The sequence below is a fragment of the Dictyoglomus turgidum DSM 6724 genome (assembly GCF_000021645.1).
Classification (GTDB): Bacteria; Dictyoglomota; Dictyoglomia; order Dictyoglomales; family Dictyoglomaceae; genus Dictyoglomus; species Dictyoglomus turgidum.
In genome coordinates, this window is the sequence record NC_011661.1 from 275,090 (window position 1) to 293,500 (window position 18,411).

An 18,411-nucleotide genomic window follows, 5' to 3' on the forward strand; every position below is an offset into this window, starting at 1 on the left:
ACTCACAAAAAATTTTTACTTTTGTTAAAATAAAAGGCTCAAGGTTTAAATACATGTCAATATTTTTCTCTCCAGTTATAGCTTTTTACGTCTAATGTGAAGTTACTATTTAATACCATATACTTTTTAGCTAACATGTTAATATTTAAACTTTCCTTAATTGAATAGCCCAAAGAGAATTTTTTATAATTAGTTAAACTATAAAAGGAGGTATCCTCAATGTTAGTTGTGATCCTAATGGGCTCAAAGGGAGATTTGGATCATGCTAAAAAAATAGCCCATACCTTGGAAAAATTTGAAGTTCCATATGTGATGAGAGTAGCTTCTGCCCACAAAATTCCTCTAAAAGTATTAGAAATTATAAAAGAATATGAGGAAAAAGACGTTGTATATATCACAATAGCAGGAAGAAGTAATGCCCTTTCAGGTTTTACTGATGCTAACACAACAAAACCAGTTATTGCTTGTCCTCCCTATAGCGAGAGATTTGGAGGAGTAGATATATTTTCTACATTAAGGATGCCATCAGGAGTCGCTCCTTTAACCATTTTAGAACCAGAAGAAGCTGCACTTGCTGCTGTAAAGATATTGGCTATGAAATATGAAAATTTAAAAGAAAAAATCAAAAAATATCATGAAGAAAAAAGAAAAGAGATAGAAAAGGCTGACGAAGAGGTGAGAAGTAATGGGTAGTGTAAAAGACCTAATAATAATAGAAAGTCCTACAGAAAAATCTCTTGGAAGAGGAAGATTTGTATTTTCTGATAGATATTCTGTATTTGATTATGGAGAAATGCCTGATCATATAGATGATAAAGGAAAAGCCATATGTATAGCTACGGCTTATTTCTTTGAAAAATTAGAAAACTTAGGAATTAAAACCCACTACGTAGGGCTTGTAGAAGATGATAAAATTAAAACCCTTTATGAATTAAAAAAACCCACAAATGTTATGGAATTCAAAATGGTAAGAGTAATAAAGCCAGATCTTAAGGATAACATTTATGACTATTCTGTATTTAAAAAAGAAAAATCAAATTTCCTAATACCTTTAGAAGTTATTTATAGAAATTCCCTTCCCGAAGGATCCTCCATATTTAAGAGGCTAAAGGAAGGAAGTTTAACTCTCCAGGACATAGGTCTTGAAGAGATGCCAGAGCCGGGACAAAAATTAGAAAAGCCTATTGTGGATTTCTCTACAAAATTAGAAGTAAATGATAGATATTTATCTCGAAAAGAAGCTTTAGAAATTAGCGGACTTTATGAGTCAGAATTTGAAAAGCTAATAAATCTCACCTTATTCATAGACGATCTAATCACAGAGGAAACCCGAAAAATAAACCTAAACAATGAGGACGGAAAAGTAGAATATGCTCTTGACTTGGAACGTAACATAATGCTCGTAGATGCTCTTGGAACTCTTGATGAATGTAGATTTACCTTTGAAGGAATACCGGTAAGCAAAGAAATTGCAAGAATCTATTACCGAAAAACCGATTGGTATAAAGAAATAGAAGAGGCAAAAAAGAAAGATCGTTTTCATTGGAAAGACTATGTAAGCTCTCCTCCTCAACTTCCAAAGCAAATAAGAGAGTTGATATCCTTAATTTATAAAGCATATGCCAATGAACTTACAGGAATAGAATGGTTTGAAACTTCCCCTCTGAAAGATCTACTCTACAGAGTAAAGGAATTAATTTAAAAATAAATTTAAATTCTAAGGGGGGCAAAAACTGCCCCTCCTTAAAAAACCCCTTATCCCTTATGAAACCTTTTCTTGCCTCATTTTTAAAACTTTCTCACAAGTAAGTGCTTAACTTTATCCACAATTGTGGATAACTTTGTGGACAGGTTGTGGATAACTCTGTGGATAACTTTAGCAAATTGTGGATAACTTTGTGAATAAGTTGTGAATTGTGGATAATGTGGAAAAGTTTGGAAAACTTATCCACAATTATAAACCTTTTAAAAAGTAATTTTTCTCCTTTTATCCACAATGTCCACAGTCCCTACTACTACAACAAGTTTTTGTTTTTATAAGCATATATTTGTAGTTTTTATAGAAAACTGTGGATAATTTTTGAAGATGAAGAGCCCCTTGGCAGGGGCTCCCTTTGAGAAAAGAAATTCTGACTGGGATGGAGTTTATTCTTTGATTAAAATTATATATTTTATTAATTAATTTTGCAATACTTTTCGTAAGAAATTTAATGACCTCAAATAAAAACGTGTTAGCTAAAACTAAATTCTTTTTATATTTATTTTTTGAAGTGTAAAAATAATACTCTCAGAAAATTGAATAAAAATTTTGATATAATCTAAACTATGATAAATGTATGGGATGTATTATTAAGATTTATTCTATCTACATTATTCTCTGGAGTTATAGGCTGGGAGAGGGAAAAAGAGGAAAAACCAGCTGGGCTTAGAACTCATATATTGGTTTCCTTAGGTTCTACTCTCTTTATGATTGTATCCGCCTATGCCTTTCCAGGAAATGGTGATCCTGGAAGGATAGCAGCTCAAGTTGTGACAGGTATAGGCTTTATAGGAGCGGGTACAATTTTAAGAACAGGATTTACTGTAAAGGGGTTGACTACGGCAGCAAGTATATGGGCAGTCTCTGGAATTGGACTTTCGGTGGGAGCTGGACTATATTTTCCAGCTTTTATAGCTACTATTTTTATTATAGTAGTACTTGTTTTAGCAACAAAACTTGAAAAGATTTTTTTAGGTACTCATCAAGATGTGGGATTAAATTTGATAATAGAAGATAGGCCTGGGGCTATAGGAGAGATAGGGACTCTTCTTGGAGAATTAAATGTGGACATAAAACAGATAGAACTTGGAAATTCCTGGGAAGGAAAAATTTCTTTAAAAATATTAGTTAGGATTCCTCAAAAGTTGACAAAAAATGAATTACTTTTAAGGCTTTCAGATCTTCCTTCTGTTGTTGATGTGGAATTGATTTAGAAATTTTAAAGGAGGGAGGTTATGGAAACTGATAAATATATTTCAAGATTAGTTGAGGAAAATGTTTATCATATTTCTGATTATAGGGATGATAGCTTTTATTTAATAATTGGAGAAAATAAAGCAATACTTTTTGATACAGGAATGGGGACAGGAGATCTTAAGAAGTACATAGGGAGTCTTACTAATAAAGATGTAGAAGTGGTGATTTCTCATGCTCATTGGGATCATATAATGCAGGTGAACCAGTTTGAGAAGGTGTATATGAATCATAAAGATATAGAGATTATAAAAATTTTTAAGATGGATATTAAATATGACCATTTTTTAGATATTAAAGATGGGGATATTTTGGATATAGGGGGAAGGAAATTAGAAGTTATAGAGGTACCAGGACATACTCCTGGTTCTATTGTTCTTTTGGATAACAAGTATAAACTTCTATTTAGTGGTGATGCTATAGGAGCTGGACATACATGGATGCAACTTCCAGGATGCCTTCCGTTAAGTAGTTATTTGGAGAGTCTGCACAAACTTGCAAAGAGAAGTAATGAATTTGAGAAAATCTATAACGGCCATTTGGCTCAAAGAAATGGTATTCCTGTGCCAAGGGAATATTTATTTGATCTTATAAAAGCTGTAGAAAAAGTGATCTCTGGTGAACTTATGGGAGAACCTTATCCTTATGGTAATTTTGGAGGATTATATGTGAATTATGGTATGGCTACGCTTGTTTATAATCCTCAAAACATTAAATAAAAATTTTATTAAAATAGTTATTGACAAAAAGAATTTTTTGTTATAAATTCATAATAAACGATTTCGTAAATGATTTTATAAGGAGGTGGTATAGAAAAATTTAATCCTCTTTTTTGAAAGGATCATTCTGGATTAAACCAAGTTTTTAAGTTAAAAGGGGGATTTTTTATGAAAAAGGTATTGTTATTTGTTATCTTGTTATTACTATCCTTAATCAGTTTTTCTCAGATGGGACTCTCTCAACTTGCTGTTAATGTTCCAAGAAACGAGACTATTATTGCAAATATTTTAAGTGGAAGAATTGGATCACCTGATAACTTTAATGTATGGCCTGCTACATGGAGATCTCCTGATAGAGGAATTCAACAATTAATGCTTGAGCCTCTTTGGATTGTGGATCCTGCAACAGGTAAAGTGATTAATGCTTTAGCAAAGGATAAACCTATTTATAATAGTGATTTTACAAAGATGATTGTAAAAATAAGAGAGGGTTGCTATTGGAGTGATGGGGTAGAATTTACTGCTGACGATGTGGTGTACACTGTGGAATTAATTATGAAGTATAAAGAAATGGGATATAATGCAAGTTTTAATGAGTATGTAAAAAGGGTATACAAAACTGATAAATACACGGTAGTATTTGAACTAAAAAAACCTAATGCAAGATTCCATACTTATTTCTTAGATAGATGGGGTGCTTGTAGACCTCTTCCAAAACATGTATTTGAAAAAGTAAAAGATCCAATTGCCTTTGATTTTAAACCTCCAATTAGTTCTGGTCCTTATGTACTTAATAGCTATGATCCAGGTGGATACTGGGTACTTTGGGAAAGAAGAGAAGATTGGCAGAGGACTCCGACAGGAAAGCTCTTTGGAATGCCTCAACCCAAATATGTATTGTTCTACTACTATGGACCAACAGAAAAGCAGGTTCTTGCTCAGAATAATCATCAACTTGATATGGCAGATCTAACCATGGAAGGATTGAGATCTGTTCTTCAAACTAATAAATATGCAAGGGCATATAGAAAAGAATTCCCATACATTGTTAACGTAGATCCTTGTGTAAGTGGTGTAATATTCAACAATGCAAAGGCTCCATGGAATAATAAAGAAATAAGATGGGCTTTAACCCTTGCAATAGATATTGTTGATTATGTAGGTCTTGCTTATGACTATGCGGTAACTGTTTCACCTCTTCATATACCTGCAACTCCTGCATATATGGAGTGGTACTTCAAGCCCTTAGAGCCATGGTTAAAGAACTTGACAATCACTGTTGATGGAAAACCATTTAAAGTATATGATCCTGATGTACCTATGAGAATAGCGGAGAATGCTAGAAAAAGAGGATACAATGTACCTACTGATCCTAATGAAATAAGAAAGATTTTTGGAATTGGATGGTATAAATATGCACCTGATATAGCAGAAAAATTACTTATGAAGAATGGATTTAAGAGAGATAAAGATGGTAAGTGGTTGACTCCTGATGGTAAGCCTTGGAAGATTACAATTCTTACTCCACCGAATCCTGCTTCTGTGAACTATAGAAATGCCTTTGCATTATCTCAGGTTTGGAAAAAGTTTGGAATTGAGACCGAAGTATATGCTACAGAGAATGATGGTACATTAATGAATGTAGGAGATTTTGAGGTATCAACTTCTGGGCAATGGCCTGCAAGGGAGCCATGGGGTGGACATCCAGACTTATATAGAACTATGGAACAATTCAACTCATCTTATTATAGACCTCTCGGCGAGTACTATCCAGGGCATCAGTGCAGATGGACCAATCCTCAAATGGATAAAGTGATAGCAGAGATGCAGAAAATCAGTTGGGATTCACCGAAGAATAAGACCCTTGGTATGGAAGGATTAAAGATATTAGCCCAAGAAATGCCAACAATTCCAACCTTTACTTATCCAGGAGTGATAGGATACGATGAATACTACTGGACCAATTATCCAACAGCAGAAAATCCATATTGTATACCATATCATCATTGGCCCAACTTTAAGTATATGTTACCATTCTTAAAGCCAACAGGAAGAAAGTAAAAGTAAATTTAGCAACAAAATATATGGAAAAGGGGACCGAAAGGTCCCCTTTTTATTTTGTATTTGTGATTGTATAATTTTACTAAAAATTGGTCTTAATCAACTTGGAGGATTTTTGCTATGGAAGGAAGATTTGAATCAAATTGGGAAGCAGTTTTCGAACCCGAAGATTATCTCTATTTTTATGAAGATATGTTAACCGATGAGCAAACCCAGATTGAAGTGGATTTTATTAGAAGAGAACTTGACTTGAAGGATCCTAAAAAAATTCTTGATATGGCATGTGGTTATGGAAGACATGCAAATAGGCTTGCTCTTTATGGACATGAAGTGGTGGGAGTAGATATAAGTGAAAAGTTTTTAGAAATGGCAATGAAAGAGGCAGAGAAGTTAAATGTTAATGTGAGATATGTTTTAAAAGATATTAGAGAAATAGATTTTGAAGAGGAGTTTGATGTAGTTATATCTATGTTCACGTCCTTTGGGTATTATGAAGACGAGGATAACTTGAAGATATTAAAAAATGTTGCTAAAGCCCTAAAAAGGGGTGGTAAATTTTTATTAGACTTAAGCAATAGAGATTTTATATTAAGAAATTTTCTACCTTATGTAGTTATTGAGAGAGAGGGTAATTATATGATTGATTTTAATATTGTAGATATAACTGAGGGGCGTATATATAACAAGAGGGTAGTAATAAGAGATGGGGTAAAAAAGGAAAAGCCTTTTTTTATAAGGCTCTATGCTCCTACCGAGATAAAGTTTATTCTTGAAAGTTTAGGATTGAAGGTTATAAAGTTTTTTGGAGGATATGATAGTAGCCCATTAAGTATTTACTCAAGAAGAATGATTATAATTTCCGAAAAGGTATAAGGGGGTTAATATGAAAAATCTATTTTTAATTTTGTTTCTTTCCGTTTTTGTTATTTCAAATCTTTTTGCCATAGATTTTGATACTGCCAATAAGATCTTTTTTGAAGCAAGAAGAGATAGAGACGTAGAAAAGATTAAGGCTTTAATAAGTACTTTAGAAGGTGATAAGGATCTCCTGACAAGCTCTCAACTTTTAACTGTTCTTGCGGACTCTTATCTGGAATATGGGCTTTGGGGGGTAGAAGGTAAGGAAAAAGAAAAGATCTATGAAAAGGCAAGAAGTTATGCGGAAAAAGCCATAAAGCTTGATCCTAACAATGGAAGGGCATGGTATATAGCAGGGGCTTCCATTGGAAGACTTGCTCAATATAGGGGAATAGTTCAAAGCTTATTTATGCTTAAGGATTTTGATAGGTATATAAGTAAAGCTATAGAGATTTTAAATGATCCTCTTTATAGGACTTTTGCTCTTCTGGCTATGGGTATGAGATATAGGGATGTTCCATGGCCTCTTTATAACTACGAAAAAGCAGAAAGTTATATGAAAGAAGCTTTAAAGTATACTCCAATCTATCCTAATATATATCTTGAACTTGGATATTTATATTTGAAAATGGGAAAGAAAGATCTTGCTAAGGAGATGTTTATTAGAGTGGTAAAATCCGATCCTCATCCATGGTTGATAAAAACTCATGAGGAATCGGTCAATCTTGCTAAGAAGGAATTAGAAAAGTTAGGGGGGATTTAGGAATGAAATTGAAAGTATTCTTGTTATTGGCTTTGCTTTTGTTTGTGGCAGGCTGTACCTCCTATGAACTTAAATTGGAGATGCTACCTCTCCTTAGAGGTATAAACATGGGAAATGCTCTTGAAGCCCCAAGAGAGGGGGAGTGGGGTGTAGTTATAAAAGATGAATATTTTAAGATCATCAAAAATGCAGGTTTTTCACATGTTAGAATTCCCATAAGGTGGAGTGCTCATGCAGATTTGAACCCTCCTTATACTATAGAAAAATCATTTTTTGATAGAGTAGATCATGTAGTAAATGAAGCTTTAAGGAATAATCTTTTTGTGGTGATCAATATTCATCACTATGAGGAGATAATGCAGTATCCTGAGAAGCATAAAAATAGATTTTTAGCTTTATGGAAGCAAATAGCGGAACATTATAAAGATTATCCTAATACTTTAATTTTTGAACTTTTAAATGAACCTTGCATGAATTTAACTTCAGATCTATGGAATAAATACTTAGCAGAAGCCATAAAAGTGATAAGAGTAAGTAATCCTGATCGATTTATAGTGGTAGGTCCTGTGAATTGGAATAGTGTTTATGCTCTGAGAGACTTAAGATTACCAAAGGACGAAAAGAATATTATAGTTACCTTCCATTATTATAACCCCTTTTATTTTACCCATCAGGGAGCTGAGTGGGTACAGCCTTCTCCTCCTGTGGGAGTAAAATGGTGGGGAAGGGAAGATGAAAAAGCAGAAATTGATAGAGAGCTTGATATGGCAGTAGAATGGTCCATAAGGAATGGTAAAGTACCCCTTTATATGGGAGAATTTGGAGCGTATTCTAAGGCAGATATGGACTCAAGGGTAAGATGGACAAGTTATGTAGCAAGATCAGCTGAGAAAAGAGGTATAGCTTGGGCATACTGGGAATTTTGTGCAGGATTTGGAGCTTTTGATCCTATAAAAAATGAATGGAGAATACCTTTGTTAAAAGCCCTTATACCTGAAACTAAATTATAATAAAATAAATCCCCCAAAGCCTTCCTTTGGCTTTGGGGGATTTTGTTTTATTCTTCAACTTTTAAATTAGGAAGTTCATCTTTAGTGATAACAAAGGGATGATTAAATACTTTTTTAATGTGAGAAATTTCATTTTTATTGGGATCATTTTCAAATCCTGACCAGGTCATAAACCATGCCCAGTAGGCTTTTTGTTCTTTCATTAAATCAGGATCTGGAATAATTCCATTTTCTGTGAGAGCTACTAATTTCTTTCCACCAAAGATTTTTACGATATTATAGAACATACCTGTAGAAGGAGAATAATTTTTGTCATTAAGATAGACATCTGCACCTACAATGTCTACATACTCGTCTCCAGGATACCATTTCAGGGCATCGGGAGAGTCAGTAGTGGTCCATACCCATATAAGGTTATTTATCTTATGGTAGTTTACAAGCCTGTCAAAAAGTAATCTCCATAGCTTTTTGCAAGGTTCAGGACCCTTTGCACCCCACCAAAACCATCTACCCTCTGCCTCATGTAAAGGCCTCCAGAGTATAGGAACTCTCGCTTCTTGAAGTCTTTTTAATTGAACTGCAATGGCATCTATATCCCTTATTATAAGTTTGTAATCCTCCGATTCAGGATGATTTAGAGCATACTCTATGTCAAAGCTGGTGGCATTAGTATAGAAGCCTCTCCACCATTCCTTTCCTGGGGTATCATAAAGTCCTTTTGGTGCATTCCAATGCCATTGAAATTGAACAATTCCTCCCATATTCCACCAATCTATAGCATCTTCCACATCCCTTGAAGAAGCTCCTCTTTCTACTCTTGAAGGAGAGTAGTCTATCATATCAAATCCACATATAGCAGGGAATTTGTCAGTAATGTTCCAAATCCAAAAGGCATCTTTATATCCCATCTGTCCTGATAAAGTGTATTTTCCATATATACTTACTAAATAATCCATTAGTTTTTGGGCTTCTTTTGAAGGATTGGGAGTTACTAATTTATTTGTGGGATTCATAGTGGGAAGTTCTGCTTTTTTGATTTTAAAGTAGTCAAGAAGGAACCACCCCCAGCTTTTTACTATGCTTATGGTATTTTTTCCGCTTTTCAAAGGAATCAATCCTCCATAGACCGTTGTGAAACTTTGAGATGGAGGAAATTTTACATTAGTTTGGAATACGCCATTAACATAGAGAGAATTCTCTTTATATCCATAGGGTGCAGCGTATCCGATTATCAGTTCATACATTCCAGCCTCCTTGACCTCAAAGGTTATGGTGCAGGAATCTCCGTCCCTATCAAACCCATCCACATAACCTGTGCCTTGGTATCCAGGGAGATTTTTTGCTACATAGGTACCATTTAATACTCCATTTTCTGCTTCAACAACTATTTCATCGGTGGAAAAATTAAGAGAAAAAATTAGGATGAAAGTAATGAGGAGAATTAATAAAAATTTCATAAGAGAAAATACATCCTCCCTTCTTTATGTAATTAATTTATTTTACACTTTATAAAGAAGGGAGTAAATATAGTTTAATAAATAATTGTAACTATTCACATTTTACTTTACAGTTAGTTCTTTTTTCTTAAGCTTATCTTCCGCCTCTTTAATATAGGTCTCGTAGGCTTGTATTTTATAATTTAACCTTTCAAGGGCTTTTTGCATTTCCTCTATTTTCTTTTGGAGTTTATCCCTTTGTTCAATTAATATTTTTTTCCTTTCTTCTAAGGTTGAATCTCCTTTTTGAAAAAGTTTTACATATTTTACTAAGGCTTCTATCTCGACTCCTGCAGATCTCATGCATTTTATAAATTCTATCCATTCTTATTCTCATATTTTCACCTCTTATTTCTTAATTTGTAATTTCTTTAGCCACTCTAAGATCTTTTCTCTAAGGTCTTTAGATCCACCTTCGTATGTAGAGAAAGGCTCTAATATTTTAGATTCTGGGCATAGTTTTTTAATATCGTTTATTATTCTTCCTTGTCCTCCTCCACCATGGGTTATGAAGGGTATAACATTTTTTCCTGATAAATTATGTTGGGAGAGAAAGGTTGCTATAGGAGGAGCAATGGTGCTCCACCAATTTGGGGTGCCAACAAAGATTATGTTATACTTTTCTATATCTTCCACTTTTGTTTTTATGGGAGGCTTATAATTCATTTTTATCTCTTTTTTTGCTTGTTCTACTGTAGCGTTATAAGAAGAAGGATAGGGATTTTCTGGAATTACCTCTATTACGTCTCCCCCCGTTTCCTTTTGGATTATCTCTGCAATTTTTCTCGTATTTCCCGACCAACTATAATACACAATAAGTATATTAGACATATAATTTCCTCCTCTTTATCCTTCTTATTGGGAGTATACAATTTGGAGTTTACTCTAAGTCAAATGCAATGTAAACGAAAAATTAAAGATAGAGGGTAAAGGTTTTTTAAGTGAGCATAAGGTTTCTTTATTCATATAGAAGTTTTCTTTTCTCTACTTTATACTGTAAAATAATTCAAAATATAGTGCTATAATCTATTGTTATTGTTGAAGAGCTTTTTCTTAAAAGTATTACATCTTCAGGTTGTAAAATGGGAAGATGATTGGACTATCATGGGTATTAATGGTGAACTTATGAGTTTGTATAGGAAACTTTATAGGGGTAGTAAAGCAAAAAACTAATTTTAGACTCATCACGGTTACTAATGGTATTTATTATCTCAGAGAGTATCTTTTTTAGTAATTTTAAATTATGAGTATTCTTAAAAGGTTTGGAGGTAAGACATGGAGGTTAAAAGAATTTTAGGAGCTATGTTTTTAAATCTTTTTATGGCACTTTTAGAGGTTCTTGGTGGAGTTTTTTCGGGGAGTTTAGCACTTATAAGTGATGCTCTTCACAATATTAACGATTTTTTTGCTTTGCTTATTAGTTATCTTGCGGAAATAATTTCTAAAAACAAAAAGAGTAATTTAAATCACACCTTTGGATTTAGAAGAGTAGAGATTCTTGCTGCCCTTTTAAATGGTGTTTTACTTCTTGGAGTTTTTTTATTTTTGATTATAGAGGCTTTTGGTAGGATAAAATCTCCAAAGGAAGTAGAAGGGATTCAAACGGTTATAATTGGAGTTATAGGTCTTGTAGGTAATATTCTTGGAGCCTCACTTCTCCATGAAGATTCTCATCATAATTTAAATATTAAAGGTGCTTTTTTACATCTTCTTTCTGATGCCATATCTTCGGTAGGAGTTATTATAGGAGCCTTATTTATTATTTTTTACAGACTTTATGTTGCGGATACCATAATGTCTCTTCTTATTGCGGGATTTATTTTATATAGTTCTGTAGATCTAATTAAGGAGACCATACATATATTGATGGAAGGAACTCCAAAGGGACTTAATATTAATGAAATTCAAAAAATCATATGCCAAATTTCTGGAGTTAAAGATATACATCATATCCATGTTTGGCAGATATCTACTAAGGATTATCTTTTCTCAGCCCATGTGGTGGTTGAGGATCAAAAGATCTCAGAGGCTCAAAAAATAATTTCTCAAGTAAAGCAGGCTTTAAAGGATAAATTTAACATACATCATTCAACCATTGAGATAGAATCTGAGGATTTGCTTAAAGAGAAGGAGTGCCAGTGTGAATACTGAAAGATTTCTTCCTATAAATCTTTATGAAGCAAGAAAGAGAGGGTGGGATGAAGTTGAGATAATAATTATCACAGGAGACGCTTATGTAGATCATCCCTCTTTTGGAGCTTCAGTTATAGGAAGATATTTGGAATATTTTGGATTTAGGGTAGGAATAATTCCTCAACCTAACTGGAAGAATAAAGAGAGTTTCAAAGTATTAGGAAGACCAAAGCTCTTTTTTGGTATTACTGCAGGATCTGTAGATTCTATGGTTGCTAATTATACTCCCAATAAATTTAGGCGAAAGGAAGATGCATATACTGAAGGGGGAGTTCCTGGAAAAAGACCTGACAGAGCTACTATTGTATATGCTAATTTTGTCCATGAGATTTTTCCTGATGTCCCTATAATTCTTGGTGGAATTGAGGCGAGCCTTCGTAGGTTTTCCCATTATGATTTTTGGGATGATAAAGTAAGGCATTCTATTCTTCTCGATTCTAGGGCAAAGATCATAGTTTATGGAATGGGAGAAAAACAAACTTTACAAATTGCCAAGATGCTTTCCGAGGAAAGATCCTGGTATGAGATTTATCAAATTCCAGGAATTGTATTCTCCCTAAGTGAGAAAGAGTTTGAGAGTTTCATGAAAGACAAAGAATATATCCTTCTCCCTTCTTTTGAAGAGGTTTCTCAAGATAAGGATAGGTATTATGATTTTCAAAAATTACTTTTAGAAGGAATGAAAAAGAGAAAGATATTGGTACAAAAAGATGGGAAAAGATTTATTGTTCAAAATCCTCCTCCCACTTATACATCTCAAGATCTTGATCTTATTTATTCTTTACCTTTTATGAGGCTTCCTCATCCTTCATATAAAGAAAAAATTCCAGCTTTTGAGACTGTAAAAACCTCTATTGTCTCCCATAGGGGATGTTTTGGAAGTTGTACTTTTTGTTCTCTAAATCTTCATCAGGGATGGCAGGTAATATCAAGAACCGAAAGGTCAATTCTGGAAGAGGTTTATAGATTGACAAGACATAAAGAATTCAAAGGGACTATCTCTGATGTAGGAGGACCAACAGCAAATATGTATAAATTAAGGTGTAAAATTCATAATGTTCCTGGATCATGTCCAGAAAGGGATTGTCTTTTTCCTGATGTGTGTAAATATTTGGAGATTGATCATTCGGCTCAAATCAATCTCTTGAGAAAGATTAAAGAGATAGAAAAAGTAAAACATGTATTTATAGCTTCGGGTATAAGATACGATATTGCACTGAAGGATGAAGAATATATTAGGGAGATTATTAGAGAAGGCTATATTGGAGGACATTTATCTACTGCTCCTGAGCATGTAAAGGGACATGTTCTGGAAATTATGAAAAAGCCTAAATTTGAAGTATATGAAAGGTTTGTAGAGGCTTTTGAGAAAAATTTAAAAAAATACGGAAAAGAACTTTATATAATTCCCTACTTTATATCTGCACATCCTGGTGCAACCATTAAGGATGCATGGGATCTTGCCATGTATGTGAAGGGGCTTGGGCACTATTTGGAGCAGATTCAGGATTATACACCTCTTCCTCTAACTCCTGCATCTTGCTCCTTTTATACCGAATATCATACCTTGAGAAAAGAGAAAATTTACGTAGCAAAAACTTATGAAGAAAGAAGACTTCAAAGGGCTTTAGTTCAGCATAAAGATAAAAAGAATAGGGAGTTTTTGATAAAAAATAAAAGAAAAATTCCTTTCCCTTTGGAGAAGTTATTGGGTTAAAAAATGAGACAAAAAATTATATAATTTAAGCTGTATAAAAGGAGGGGAAGTTAAATGGGGGATAATCTTAAAAATATTCTCAGAATAATTCTTATATATCTTGTTATAGGCATATTTTGGGTATTTTTGTCCCATCGGTTTATAGATGTTCTGGTAAAAAATGCAAATATCATACCTTTGGTGTATGCTCTAAATAGAAAAGAAAAGAAGAACTTATTAGGAAGATTCAGATAGAAAAGGAGAATTTTAGTAATCTTGTTAGTATAGCTAATGATATAGTGGTTATGTTAAATAAAGTTGGAAATATTCAGTATATTAATGATCGTGGATGCCAGTTATTAGGCTATGAAAAAGAAGAAATCTTAGGAAAAAAACTGGTTTGAAAATTGTTTACCTTCAAGAGTTAGGAATGAGATTGAATCGGTTTTTTATAGGATTCTGAATGGAGAGGAGTCTTTGCTAGTAAAAGAGGTTAAAAATCCCATTTTGACTAAAAATAAAGAAGAAAGAATTTATCTTGTGGAATAATACTATTATTAAAGAGAACAATAAAGTGAAGGGAATATTAAGTTTTGGAAAAGATATCACTGATGGAGATTTTAACTCTGCACTCTATGCTTTTTTGAAAAAAGTTTGTGAGTTCTTTTTTGCACCTTACGGAGAAATGTGGACTTTGGATAGTAAAGGTAGGAAGCTTATTCTTTCCAACGTTTTTATGCAAGAGAAGATAAATATAAGGGGTTTTATAAAAGAAGTAAAGAACTTTCTTTTTCTCCTGGAGAAGGGGTTCCAGGTAAATGCTGGATGAATTTAAATTACCTAATAATAGAGAACTTACAAGAGAGAGCAGAATTTATAAGAAAAGAGTTGGCAAAGGAATTTAATCTAAATTCCTTGATAGCCATACCTATCTATAGTGAGAATGAGTTTATAGGCGTATGTGATAAAAAGAAGACAGAACTATCTCCCTCTCTTGCAGTTCAGATTGCAAGAGTCTTTGAGACTAAAAAGAGTATAGCAAAGATTCAAGAATTGTTAAGATTAATTGATATTTCTGATGATGCAATAATTGTATTAGACGAGGAAGACAAGGTTTTATTTTGGAATCAAGGCGCAGAAAAACTATATGGTATATCTAAGATGGATGCTTTAGGAAAGAATATCAATAAGATTCTTTCTTACTCTTATGAGGCTATTAAAGGGAAGCTTATCAGTAAAAGAAAATGGATAGGAGAGATAGAACAAAGAAAAAGTGGCGGAGAAAGAATATTAGTAGGGAGTTTTATGGAGCTTGTAAAAAATGAGGAAGAAGAGGGTTATAAAATTTTTATAAGAAATACAGATATTACTTTCATTAGAAGGCTTCAAGAACAGTTGAATAGGGCTCAGAAACTTGAGAGTATTGGAAATCTTGCAAGTGGCATTGCTCATGACTTGAATAACATTTTTACTCCTAAAAATATAGATATAAAAATTGAAATTTCTGGAGAGCTTCATCCTATATTAGGAGACCCTACTTCTATAAACCAGGTGCTTCTGAATCTCTGTGTAAATGCAAAGGATGCAATGCCAAATGGTGGAGTTCTTACTATAAAGGTAGAAAATGTTTATATTGATGAGGATTATGCTAAGTGGAATCCTATGTCAAAGGTGGGAGATTATGTGGTGATTACAGTAGCAGATACAGGGATAGGAATCCCTAAGGATGTAATGGACAAGATCTTTGATCCTTACTTTACTACAAAAGGCGAGAAAGGAACGGGCTTAGGACTTTCTACGGTTTACACTATTGTAAAAGAGCACGAGGGATTTATAAATGTATACAGTGAGGAAGGGAAGGGAACTGTTTTTAAAGTATATATTCCAGCTATAAGCAATCATAAAAATAAAAAGGAGGAAGATAGAAAAGAGATCTCTGAAAAAAAGAGTTATGTTTTAGTAGTTGAAGATGAAAAGCATATTAGGGAAATAGTAAAAGATATGTTGGAGAGGAATAATCTCAACGTACTTTTGGCAGAAAATGGAAAAGAAGCTGTAAAAATTTTGGAGAAGAATAAGGAGTTAATAAACCTTGCTATTGTGGATTATAACCTCTCAGACGTAAAAGGGGATGTACTTATTGGGGAGATTAAAGCTATGCTACCTGAATTAAAGATTATACTTATGAAAAATAAACAATATTCCTGCAGATAGTTACTTAAAGAAGCCCTTTAAGAAAGAAGAGTTACTAAGGATAATAGAAGAACAATTAGGTTAAAAGATTGGATTCTTTTTCAATTTTAAGAATTTTGTCCCATATTTCTAAAGCACAATCTACTAATTTTGGATCAAACTGCAAACCCTTTTGTTTTATTAATTCTTCCTGTATCTTTTCTTTTGGCATAGGATCCTTGTATGGTCTTTTGGAGAACATAGCATCTATTGCATCCGCAATACAGACAATTATTCCTTCTACAGGGATGTCTTCTCCTTTTAAGCCATAAGGGTATCCCGCTCCATTCCATTTTTCATGATTTCAAGTTCTTCTGCAGTTAATTTTCCTGATTTTAAAAGTATACTATCAGGAATTCCTACTTTTCCTATATCATGAAGAGGGGCAGCTAATTTTAAGGAATAGCAATACTCAGGGGAAAAACCTAAGGCATTAGCAAATTCATAAGCAATATTTCCAACTCTTATGGTATGTTCATGAGTTTCATCATCTCTAAATTCAGCAAGGAGATTGATTCTTTCCAAAAGCTCCATGGTTAACTCTTTATTTTCTTGCAGAAGTTTATTAATACTTTCTTCTGCTATTTTATAAGAAGTTTTTAAACTTTCTAAAAAACTCTCTCTAAAAGCATAAAAAAATTTTGCTCTTTTAGCAAGCTCTATTCTTATTTTAAGAGTAGTCATATCTATAGGTTTGACTGAGAAATCATCTGCACCAGCTTCTGCACACTGTTTCATGGTTTCCTCATCTCCATATGCGGTAAGCATAATCACCAATATATTTCTTTTAGTTTCTCTAATTTTTTTAAGGTAGTTATTCCATTCATTTCAGGCATTTTTACATCAAGGAGAACAATATCAGGATTTTCTTTCTCTAAAATTTTAAGAGCTTTAACTCCATTTTCTGCAAGAAAAGGTTTCTCTTATAAAGGGTTCATCGTCAACTACCAGTATCTTTTCCATCTTCCTCACCCACCTTTAGAAGTCTATCTACTAAATCTGATATCCTTTTGGAAGAGATCTCTATCTGTTCAGCTATTTCTTTAATTTTTTCAGGAGAACTATAAAATCTACTCTTTAACACTTGGGATTGTCCAAAGATTATGGTTAGAGGATTTCTAAATTCATGAGATACAGTTTTTATAAATTCTTTTCTTTCCTTTTCCAAATTTTCAAGCTTATCAATGTAATTTATTTTCTCAAATATGGAGAAAATAGAGAGAATAAAAAGTCTATAGATTTTTGTAATAATCTCATCTTTTTTTTCAATAAAAATTACAGTCTCGTTTCCTTCTATTTTGCAATATTTCTTAGCATCATATCCTTCAATGGCATTTGGAAGATGTAGGGAGGAACTATAAATATTTTTTTCCCTGGAAAAGACAGAGATTTCAATGTTTTCTTTTTCAGAAAAAGTTCTTAAAATTTCTACTAAGCTTTTTCTATCCTTGTAATTTATGGCTTCACTTAAGGTCTCCAGTGCATTATTTTGGACAGATATAATTTTTGAGATGGTCTCATTAAGTTTTTCTCCCTCTCTTCTGTATTTATCACTAAGGGTTTTATAGTCTTTCAATGGGTTATAAATAAAGTTGGTAAGAGTATAGAAAGCAATGTTAAAAACTCCCAAAATTTTGAATATATGTCCAAACCATAAAGTCCAGTCAAAGAGGGAAGCATATTTTATAAAAGCTATTTCGCTTAGAGCAAACATAACCCCACTTAAAAGTAAATAAGGGTTGTTTTTGTTTTTAATGCTAAAGGTTAAAAATAAAAGAGTATATAAAATTTCTAAGACACTTTTTAGGGTTGTTGTCCCTAAACCTTCCACATGGAAGATGTTAGTAGGAAGAAGCTTAATAAGAAATATTAAAAGTATGGAGAGCAAAGGAAATAGGAATGTAAAAGAAGTAAATCTTGTGTTTAGATTTTTATATTTTAAGTGAAGTATGGCAAGGATTAATCCACAAGATTGAATGAACCTTGCAAACATCCAGAATATAACACTTAAACCTGTATTGCTTATTCCAGTAAATCCAGCATAGTAAATAGTATGGGGAATATCTAAGATAGCAGAAGAAAGGAATACTGTTCCGATAACTTGAAGAAATGGAGTTCTTTCAGGCATGGGTAGAGAGATTAGTACAATAAAGATGATAAAGGACATAAAGATGGACAAAAATTCTAATAAAAGATGGGTAATGTAGGTATAGCTGACAAAATAAATAATACAAAGCAGAATTAACAGTGCTATTAAATTATGTAATGCTATTTTTCATACATATATTTTAGCAGATAATCGAGTGATGGAAAATTGTTTTAGTTTTTGGTTACATTGTTTGACAATTTTAAAATTTAGTCTTATATTAT

At 33.0% G+C, this 18,411-nt stretch carries 19 protein-coding genes and 1 pseudogene; 14 read left to right on the plus strand and 6 right to left on the minus strand.

Annotated elements, in window-relative coordinates; genetic code table 11:
- The first annotated feature begins 219 nt into the window (after nucleotides 1–219).
- The 8 genes from purE to DTUR_RS01380 all read left to right on the plus strand — a co-directional run bounded on the left by purE (nucleotide 220) and on the right by DTUR_RS01380 (nucleotide 8,424).
- The gene (purE, locus tag DTUR_RS01345) at nucleotides 220–693 is read left to right on the plus strand and encodes a 5-(carboxyamino)imidazole ribonucleotide mutase (RefSeq protein WP_012582680.1); all 474 of its coding nucleotides are present in this window, start codon (nucleotides 220–222) and stop codon (nucleotides 691–693) included.
- The gene (gene purC / locus DTUR_RS01350) at nucleotides 686–1,702 is read left to right on the plus strand and encodes a phosphoribosylaminoimidazolesuccinocarboxamide synthase (protein WP_012582681.1); all 1,017 of its coding nucleotides are present in this window, start codon (nucleotides 686–688) and stop codon (nucleotides 1,700–1,702) included. The genes purE and purC overlap by 8 nt, the downstream gene beginning before the upstream one ends.
- 623 nt (nucleotides 1,703–2,325) lie before the next feature.
- Complete coding sequence (locus DTUR_RS01355) at nucleotides 2,326–2,973, plus strand: MgtC/SapB family protein (RefSeq protein ID WP_012582682.1); 648 nt, start codon at nucleotides 2,326–2,328, stop codon at nucleotides 2,971–2,973.
- A gap of 21 nt (nucleotides 2,974–2,994) precedes the next feature.
- Nucleotides 2,995–3,732, plus strand: coding sequence for an MBL fold metallo-hydrolase (locus DTUR_RS01360; protein WP_012582683.1), 738 nt, complete (start codon nucleotides 2,995–2,997; stop codon nucleotides 3,730–3,732).
- A 168-nt stretch (nucleotides 3,733–3,900) separates the two neighbouring features.
- Nucleotides 3,901–5,793: an ABC transporter substrate-binding protein gene (locus DTUR_RS01365; protein ID WP_012582684.1), complete on the plus strand. Its 1,893-nt coding sequence runs from the start codon at nucleotides 3,901–3,903 to the stop codon at nucleotides 5,791–5,793.
- A 120-nt stretch (nucleotides 5,794–5,913) separates the two neighbouring features.
- Nucleotides 5,914–6,666, plus strand: coding sequence for a class I SAM-dependent methyltransferase (locus DTUR_RS01370; RefSeq protein ID WP_012582685.1), 753 nt, complete (start codon nucleotides 5,914–5,916; stop codon nucleotides 6,664–6,666).
- 10 nt (nucleotides 6,667–6,676) lie between these two features.
- Nucleotides 6,677–7,414 carry a tetratricopeptide repeat protein gene (locus DTUR_RS01375; protein WP_012582686.1) on the plus strand — a complete coding sequence of 246 codons (738 nt, stop codon included), beginning with the start codon at nucleotides 6,677–6,679 and terminating at the stop codon, nucleotides 7,412–7,414.
- Nucleotides 7,415–7,416: 2 nt separating this feature from the next.
- Nucleotides 7,417–8,424, plus strand: a complete 1,008-nt coding sequence (locus tag DTUR_RS01380; protein WP_012582687.1) for a glycoside hydrolase family 5 protein — start codon at nucleotides 7,417–7,419, stop codon at nucleotides 8,422–8,424.
- Nucleotides 8,425–8,471: 47 nt separating this feature from the next.
- Here the strand turns inward: DTUR_RS01380 and DTUR_RS01385 are convergent, their stop codons facing one another.
- The 3 genes from DTUR_RS01385 to DTUR_RS01395 all read right to left on the minus strand — a co-directional run bounded on the left by DTUR_RS01385 (nucleotide 8,472) and on the right by DTUR_RS01395 (nucleotide 10,751).
- Nucleotides 8,472–9,881, minus strand: coding sequence for a glycosyl hydrolase (locus DTUR_RS01385; protein WP_012582688.1), 1,410 nt, complete (start codon nucleotides 9,879–9,881; stop codon nucleotides 8,472–8,474).
- A gap of 102 nt (nucleotides 9,882–9,983) precedes the next feature.
- Nucleotides 9,984–10,241 carry a MerR family DNA-binding protein gene (locus DTUR_RS01390; protein WP_341271217.1) on the minus strand — a complete coding sequence of 86 codons (258 nt, stop codon included), beginning with the start codon at nucleotides 10,239–10,241 and terminating at the stop codon, nucleotides 9,984–9,986.
- A 27-nt stretch (nucleotides 10,242–10,268) separates the two neighbouring features.
- The gene (locus DTUR_RS01395; RefSeq protein WP_012582689.1) at nucleotides 10,269–10,751 is read right to left on the minus strand and encodes a flavodoxin; all 483 of its coding nucleotides are present in this window, start codon (nucleotides 10,749–10,751) and stop codon (nucleotides 10,269–10,271) included.
- A gap of 444 nt (nucleotides 10,752–11,195) precedes the next feature.
- Here DTUR_RS01395 and DTUR_RS01400 point away from each other — a divergent pair, with 444 nt between their 5' ends.
- The 6 genes from DTUR_RS01400 (at nucleotide 11,196) to DTUR_RS01425 (ending at nucleotide 16,023) form a co-directional block, all read left to right on the plus strand.
- Nucleotides 11,196–12,071, plus strand: a complete 876-nt coding sequence (locus tag DTUR_RS01400; protein ID WP_012582690.1) for a cation diffusion facilitator family transporter — start codon at nucleotides 11,196–11,198, stop codon at nucleotides 12,069–12,071.
- Nucleotides 12,061–13,830, plus strand: coding sequence for a YgiQ family radical SAM protein (locus DTUR_RS01405; RefSeq protein ID WP_012582691.1), 1,770 nt, complete (start codon nucleotides 12,061–12,063; stop codon nucleotides 13,828–13,830). The genes DTUR_RS01400 and DTUR_RS01405 overlap by 11 nt, the downstream gene beginning before the upstream one ends.
- Before the next feature lie 54 nt (nucleotides 13,831–13,884).
- Nucleotides 13,885–14,064 carry a hypothetical protein gene (locus DTUR_RS01410; RefSeq protein ID WP_012582692.1) on the plus strand — a complete coding sequence of 60 codons (180 nt, stop codon included), beginning with the start codon at nucleotides 13,885–13,887 and terminating at the stop codon, nucleotides 14,062–14,064.
- Nucleotides 14,061–14,213: a PAS domain-containing protein gene (locus DTUR_RS09600; RefSeq protein WP_423201567.1), complete on the plus strand. Its 153-nt coding sequence runs from the start codon at nucleotides 14,061–14,063 to the stop codon at nucleotides 14,211–14,213. Before DTUR_RS01410 ends, DTUR_RS09600 begins: the two co-directional genes overlap by 4 nt.
- A gap of 170 nt (nucleotides 14,214–14,383) precedes the next feature.
- Nucleotides 14,384–14,638, plus strand: coding sequence for a hypothetical protein (locus DTUR_RS01420; protein ID WP_164930953.1), 255 nt, complete (start codon nucleotides 14,384–14,386; stop codon nucleotides 14,636–14,638).
- The gene (locus DTUR_RS01425; RefSeq protein ID WP_012582693.1) at nucleotides 14,635–16,023 is read left to right on the plus strand and encodes a hybrid sensor histidine kinase/response regulator; all 1,389 of its coding nucleotides are present in this window, start codon (nucleotides 14,635–14,637) and stop codon (nucleotides 16,021–16,023) included. The genes DTUR_RS01420 and DTUR_RS01425 overlap by 4 nt, the downstream gene beginning before the upstream one ends.
- A 55-nt stretch (nucleotides 16,024–16,078) precedes the next feature.
- Here DTUR_RS01425 and DTUR_RS09605 read toward each other — a convergent pair whose 3' ends face one another.
- From DTUR_RS09605 to DTUR_RS01445, 3 genes and pseudogenes are all read right to left on the minus strand, one after another.
- Nucleotides 16,079–16,243, minus strand: coding sequence for a hypothetical protein (locus DTUR_RS09605; RefSeq protein ID WP_242603717.1), 165 nt, complete (start codon nucleotides 16,241–16,243; stop codon nucleotides 16,079–16,081).
- Nucleotides 16,183–16,922, minus strand: a pseudogene (locus tag DTUR_RS01435) (response regulator). Before DTUR_RS01435 ends, DTUR_RS09605 begins: the two are co-directional and overlap by 61 nt.
- A gap of 59 nt (nucleotides 16,923–16,981) precedes the next feature.
- Entirely contained in the window at nucleotides 16,982–18,313 is a 1,332-nt protein-coding gene (locus DTUR_RS01445) for a sensor histidine kinase (RefSeq protein ID WP_341271218.1), read from the minus strand.
- Between the last annotated feature and the right edge of the window lie 98 nt (nucleotides 18,314–18,411).